This window comes from Aeromonas sp. ZOR0001 (assembly GCF_000801015.1).
Taxonomy (GTDB): Bacteria; Pseudomonadota; Gammaproteobacteria; order Enterobacterales; family Aeromonadaceae; genus Aeromonas; species Aeromonas veronii.
Genome location: NZ_JRJY01000018.1, coordinates 14319 through 20150, shown reverse-complemented (window position 1 = coordinate 20150; position 5832 = coordinate 14319). Strand labels below are relative to the sequence as shown.

General features: G+C 65.1%; 1 protein-coding gene and 2 pseudogenes. All 3 read right to left on the bottom strand.

Features of this window, described 5'->3' with window-relative positions:
- Window positions 1–755: pseudogene (locus tag L972_RS02515) on the bottom strand (exodeoxyribonuclease V subunit alpha); the annotation flags it as partial.
- Window positions 752–4360, bottom strand: coding sequence for an exodeoxyribonuclease V subunit beta (gene recB / locus L972_RS02510; protein WP_047435108.1), 3609 nt, complete (start codon window positions 4358–4360; stop codon window positions 752–754). The pseudogene L972_RS02515 and the gene recB, both read right to left, overlap by 4 nt.
- Window positions 4360–5832: pseudogene (locus L972_RS02505) on the bottom strand (exodeoxyribonuclease V subunit gamma); the annotation flags it as partial. The pseudogene L972_RS02505 and the gene recB, both read right to left, overlap by 1 nt.

Here is a 5832-nt window from a genome sequence, read left to right as displayed (position 1 = left end):
ATCACCGCAAATGGGCGCGCCGCCGCGGTGGCCGCCGCCAGCTTCTGGCCGTTGCAACAGAGCGCCTCGGGCACCAGCGCATCCAGCTTGCTCAAATCGCTCGCCGCCTGGGCGCTGGCGAGCAGTGCCTCGATGGCGGGCCAATCCACCTCGTTCGGGAACACCAGATCCAGATACTTCTCGATAAAGTGGCGGGCCGAGAAGTCGGGGGCGAGGCGGGCTTTGAGCAGCGCAGCGAACACCAACCTGTAGTCGCGGGAAAACAGCCGCGACAGAGCGGGAGCGATCTCCGGCCATTCGGCACGTTCACTCAAAGCGCGCAGATGGCGGGCCACCCCCTGCTCATGATCGTGGTAACGGGTGAGGTAGAGCCGCCCGTGCCACAGCCGCAGCGGCCAGCGCGGGGCGAGCCCCTCATCCTGTTCGGTACCAACCAAGGGACTCTCTGCAAACAGGGCGGGCCAGCGGGCAGGATCCGCCAGATCAGACAACAGATCCCGGCTCTGCTGGGGATCCAGCCCGAACGGGCGCAAAGATCCGGCAGCGAGCATCTCCAGCGGCAGACAGACATGACCGCGCCCCAGCTCGAAGCAGGCGAGCGCCGCCCCCAGCACCAGCTCGGGGCTGCCGCCCAGATCGGCCACCAGCCTGGCAAATTGCAGATCCAGCTGGCGGATACGGCCAGCCAGCGCCAGTGTTTTGAGCCGTTCAACCATCATTGCGCTGGCTGCGGTGCTGATCATGGTGCCGCTCATGCTTCTACCTCGTTCAATGCTTGGGATCCCGCTGCTGGCAGCTCACTGCCTTCGCTAAACAACTTATCCAGCCCCAGCACCAGTTCACGGCTCGGGCGGGTATGGAAAATGCCCCCCTGCGGCATGCCACGCAGGAACAGATAGAAAACGCCGCCAAAATGCTGCTCGAAGTCGTAGCCCGGCAGGCGCAGGGTAAGCAGCCGGTGCAAAGCCAGCGAGTAGAGCTGGTATTGCAGGTCGTAGCGGTGCTCGGCCATCGCCCGCTCCAGCGCCGGACGGCTGTAATCGGCGGGGCTCATGCCGAGGTGGTTCGATTTGTAGTCGAGCAGATACCAGCGCCCCTGCCACTCGAACACCAAGTCGATAAAGCCCTTGAGCATCCCCTGCACGGTGGCAAAGCTGAGCGGCTTGTTGCCCCGTGACAACGGGTCGTGCTGCTGGCAGAGCGTAGTCAGCGCCGGTGCCGTCACCCGTCCCATGGGCAGGAAGAACTCCAGCTCCACCTGCTTGCGCTCGGGGGCCAGATCCCGCAGCCGTACCGGCTCGCCAAAACCGGTATCGAGCGGGGTATCCAGCACCGCCTCCACCTGCTGTTGCAGCACTTGGGCCCAGCTCTCGTCGAAGCCGTCTTGCAGCAACAGACTGGCGATATGCTCTGCCAGCGGCTCGCCAGCGGCGCTCTGAAAGTCGATGGTCTCGAACAAGCTGTGCAGCAAGGTGCCGGGGCGCGCGCCCTTAGGGAAGGTGAAGATGGAGGGCTGGGGCGCCTCCTCCGGTTGCTCGGAAGCCAGCGCAGCCGCCTCGGTGACGACCTCGTCATCGAAGCCGGGATTGGCCAAGACCCCCTTGCTGTGACCGTGGCCCTGCGCCGCCAGCCCGGAGTAGGAGCTGATCCACCAGTCCCGCTCAAGGGAACCGCCAAAGTGGCGCACCTGCGGCTCGCCCAGCTGCTCCTCCTCTGGCGGCAGCGGGGCCGGACGGGTGAGCGAGGGCTCACCGACGGCCACCCCGGGCAGCGCCTGTGCCAGCTCGGTCAGAGCGGTCGCCAGCGTCTGCGCATCCCCCTCTTCGCCCTTTTGCAGCAGGTAGCCGATGGCGGTGTGGTGCAGGTCGGTCTTCTCCGACTTGCCCGCCCCCGCCCGCACCGGCGCCAGCCCCAGCCAGGTGGCGTAAACGCCCCGGGTCAGCGCCACATAGAGCAGCCGCAGATCTTCGGCAAGGCGCTCCCTGTCCGCTTCGGCGAGCGACGAGTCGGCGCCGGTGAGATCGAGAATGGTGCGATTGCCCGCCTCATCCGCTTCGTGATAGAGCGGGGTCTCGGCGGTTCTGTGGCTACAGATAAAGGGCAGGAACACCAGCGGGTACTCCAGCCCCTTGGATTTGTGGATGGTGACGATCTGCACCAATTTCCGCTCGGATTCGAGGCGCAGTACCTGCTCCGCATCCTGCCCGTTGGGGCGGCTCACCGCCTCCCCAAGCCAGCGCAGCAGGGCATACTCCCCATCCAGCTCGCTGCTCACCTGTTGCAGCAGCTCGCCAAGATGGAGGAAGTTGGTCAGCCGCCGCTCGCCGTAGGGGCTCGCCAAAAGCGAAGAGGCGAGATTGCGTCGGTGCAGCAGGGCCCGCAGCATCGCCAGCACGCCGCGGCGGTGCCAGATCTTGCGGTACTCCATAAACTCCTGCACCGCGCTCTCCCACGCCCGCTCGTCGCTGGCCAGCCCATCGAGCGCCTTGGCATCGAGATCAAACAGGCCGGTGGCAAGCGCTGCCCGCAGGCTGCGCTCTTCGCTCGGGTTCTGGCAGGCGTGCAAAATCAACAGGATCTCCCGCGCCTCCGTCTGCTCCAGCACGCTCTCGCGGTTCGACAGATAGACGGAGGCGATGGCGAGGCGCGCCAGCTCCTGCTGCACCAGCTTGCCCTCGGCGCCGGTGCGCACCAGCACGGCGATATCCCCGGCCTTTACCGCCTTGTTACCGATCAGCGCCTTGCCCTCGCGGGCGAGGGTCAGCAGGCGGTGGATCTCGGCGGCGGTGGCGCGCGCCATCTTGCTCTGGTAATCCCCCCGATTGAAGGTGGGCTGGCCGGTCAGCTGCCAGCAGTGGAGCACGGGCGCGGTGGCTCCATCAAGCAGCAGCGCCTTGCTCTTGCCCTGCGCCTCCACCGGCAGGAAGGGGATATCCGCCTCGTAGATAAAGGGATCCTTGGCCCGCTCGAACAGGCCGTTGACCGCCCCCACCAGCGCACTGCTGGAGCGCCAGTTGCGCCCGAGGGTGTAGTGGGCGCTCACATTTCGCCGCGCCTGAATGTAGGTAAAGATGTCGGCGCCGCGAAAGCCGTAGATGGCCTGCTTGGGGTCACCGATCATCAACAGCGCCGTGTCGGTGTGGCCGCCGTAAAGCCGATGGAAGATGCGGTACTGCTGGGGGTCGGTATCCTGAAATTCATCGATCATCGCTACCCGATAGGTGGCGCGAATGCGCTCGCAGAGCCGTTCGCCCAGGCTGGAGCCGAGCGCCCCGTCGAGGTCTTTGAGCAGGTCATCGAACGAGAGCTGATGGGCTTGGCGCTTGCTGGCCTGCATCCGGCTGCGCACCACTTTGGCCGCCCGTTGCAGGATCAGATCCCGAATACCGGGGCGGCTCGCCAGCAGTTCATCGATCTGACTGAACAGCGGCAGGGTCGGCACGGCGCCCCCCTTCTTGAGGTTCTCCTCCAGTACCGTCTGACCGAAGCGCTCCAGCTCCTTCGGGATGGCGTAGCCACTGCTCTCGTCCTGCGCCCAATCGGATATCTTGGCAAGCCACCCTTCATAGTTCTTGCCGGTGTAGCGGCTGATCTGGCCGTCGGTCTGGCGGCGGATCTCGTCCGTCTGCGCCAGCCACTCGCTCTTCACCGCCGCGATGCGACTCATGGCCGCCTGATGGCGGGCGGCGAGGGTCTCGTCCCCCAGCGCGGGGTGGATCTCCAGCTCGCTGTTGTCGAGCCAGCTGCCCATCTCCCGCAGCAGGGCGGCGGGGCTCGGCCAGAGCGCACGCACCGCGCTGGCGAGGGCTTTATCCACCGGATAGAACTCGGATCGCCAGTAGTCGCTCACCGCCTGCAGCCTGAGCTGGCTGTCGTCGGTAAGAAATTCGGTTTCAAAGAGGGCACCCGACTCGAAGGCGTTCTGTTTCAGCATCCGCTGGCAGAAGCCGTGGATGGTAAAGACCGCCGCCTCGTCCATCTGGCGCTCGGCGGCCAGCAGGCGGCGGGCCGCCAATTCGTGATCCTCCACCTCGGCCAGCAATTGGGCCAGCAGGGTGTCACTGCTATGGCCGCGCATAAAGGCGAGCCGCGCCTCGTGAATGCGACCGCGGATACGCCCGCGCAGCTCGGCGGTGGCCGCTTCGGTAAAGGTCACCACCAGAATTTCGGTCACTGACAACGGCCGTTCATGGGCGCTCGGCTGACCGGCATCGGCACCCTCTTCAATGAGCGGGCCGTGGCCCAGCAGCAGGCGCAGGTAGAGACCGGCGATGGTGTAGGTCTTGCCGGTACCGGCGGAGGCTTCGATCAGTCGTTCACCATGGAGGGGAAAACGCAGGGTATTGAGCGGGTTAGCCATTATTTCAGCTCCTCCAGGGTCTTGAGCAGCGGAGTCAGGTGTTCGCGAGCCAGCGCCTGCAACTGACCAAGCACCTCGTCATCGAGTTCGGGGAAGCTGCGGGCGACGTAAACGTCTTGCCCCTCCCCATTGATCATCCAGCCGCCGTTGAAACGGGTAAGGGCCGCCTTGTCGGCCGCCTCCGGCTTGTCCGGATCCTTCTCGAGCGCCTTGAGCCAATCCCAGGCGGTATTGGGGAAGAAGGGCAGTGGCCGCTTCATCCCCTGCGCCCAACAGGCCACCAGCGCCGCCAGTTTGGGACGCGCCTCGTCGACAGAGAGCTTGGGCAGTCGCAGACTCTGTTTGGCATCGAACAGCAGGGTGTCGCCGGGGGCGCCACTCAATGAGAGGCAGAGGTGCTGGATCCAGCCCAGCAGCAGATCCTTGCCGTTGAAGCTGCCGGGTTTGACCACCAGCAAGCGCCCCTTCTGGGTGTCGATCCACCCTTGCAGCTGGCCCTGAGTGAGGGAGATATCGATCTCCACCGCCTGTTTTTCTGACTCATTGGCCGCAACCCAAGGGCGCAGCCGATCCGCCAGCTTGCCCATCTCGGCATCCAGATCGTCCAGCAGCAGGCTGCCGAACCACCCTTGCGGCAGCAGGCCGGTGAGCTGTAACCGCTCGCGACGCTCGGTGCTATCCCCTTCCGCCAGATGGGCATCGAGCAGCAGATCTTTCAGCTGATAATGTTGCAGGCCATCCAGCTCGAACGGCTCGCTGTCCTCGATGTTGGCTTCGTTCAGTTCAAACCACACCTTGAGGCGGCGGTTGAGGAAATATTTGGTGGGCTGGCGATAGAAGCGCAGCAGCTCCGCCAGCTCCAGCCCCTGCTCCTTGCCCCATTCGGGAGGCAAAGGCAGCTCGCCGCTCTGGAAGTTGGCTGCGCCGCGCACCGGATTGAGGGCGGGCAGCCAGTCGGCGGCATAGGTAAAGAGGCGTGAACCCGCCTCCGGATAGAAGTAGTTGCGGCTGTAGGGGGTAAGCGGGTGCGCCACCATCAGGTGGTTGAGCAGCCGCTTGCCGGAGGTTTCGTCGTCGAGATCCTCATCCCCCGCCAGCACAAAGCCCTGCCGCACATAGTCGATCAGCTCCGCCAGCAGCACCGAGGGCACCTTGTCGCTGTTGTCCTGCGCGCTGAAGCCCTGATAGCTGATATAGAGCCCCTGCTGGGCACTCAGCAGCGCCTCGAGGAAGAGGTAGCGGTCATCATCGCGACGGGAGCGATCCCCGCGCCGCGAGGCCACCGCCATCAAGTCGAACCCCATGGGAGCCAGGGTACGCGGGTAGACGCCATCGTTCATGCCGAGCAGGCAGACCTGCTTGAAGGGGATGGAGCGCATCGGCATCAGGGTGCAGAAGTTGACCTGACCGGCGAGGAAGCGCTGGCTGGAGCGGGACTCCCCCAGCACGCTGCCGAGGTAATCCTGCAACAG